Here is a 683-nt window from a genome sequence, read left to right as displayed (position 1 = left end):
CGTCAGGATTGGCCGCTGCTGTGCAGGGGAAAATAGACGGCGTTAGAGTAACAGCAACAGTGACTGGACCAGCAGGTGAATCGCCAATTGGTGCATTTATGGTTGGGTTGAATGGTGCAACAAGTCAATCGTATAGATATATACAGATTTTAAGAAATGGCACCTGGTCTACGATTACTGCATAGGGATTAGTTATGGAATTATTAAATTTAAAGTCATATATACCGGAAGAGCCAAAATTAGGCACTGACTCACAATATCTCATTGATGTTAATGGCCGAGATTGGTATGAGTCGCAGAATCTGTTTAAGAAAAAATATAAAATTGCACTAGGGCCTATAAGTCGAGTAGTGCAATGTATCAGCGAAGATATTTCTATGCTTTTCCCTCTAAATTGCGATGTTATTGAAGTGAATAACATTCCCACTGGTTGCGACAATCAAGGCGGCTGGGTTTATGACGGCAAGTCAATCGTTAAGAGGGTGGAAAGTATAGAGGAGCTTATAAAATCAGCAGAAACAAAACGGGATGAATTGTTGCTATTTGCATCAGGGAAAATAGCCCCGCTTCAGGATGCGGTTGACTTGAATATCGCAACGGAAGATGAGAGAGGATCTCTTATTTCTTGGAAACATTATCGTGTACTGCTGATGCGGATAGATACATCGAACGCATCAGATATT

At 41.0% G+C, this 683-nt stretch carries 2 protein-coding genes; both read left to right on the top strand.

The genetic code is table 11. The annotated features are described in order from the left end of the window. Positions 1 to 185 (top strand): hypothetical protein (locus tag AD970_RS20015; RefSeq protein ID WP_209429091.1); only part of this gene is annotated, 185 nt, incomplete at its 5' end. Positions 186 to 194: 9 nt separating this feature from the next. Beyond that, the coding region (locus tag AD970_RS18410; RefSeq protein WP_049602458.1) for a tail fiber assembly protein at positions 195 to 683 on the top strand (489 nt) is incomplete at its 3' end.

Origin of the sequence: Yersinia nurmii, assembly GCF_001112925.1 — a bacterium.
In the GTDB taxonomy this organism is placed as follows: Bacteria; Pseudomonadota; Gammaproteobacteria; order Enterobacterales; family Enterobacteriaceae; genus Yersinia; species Yersinia nurmii.
This window is presented reverse-complemented; position numbering and strand designations above follow the sequence as displayed.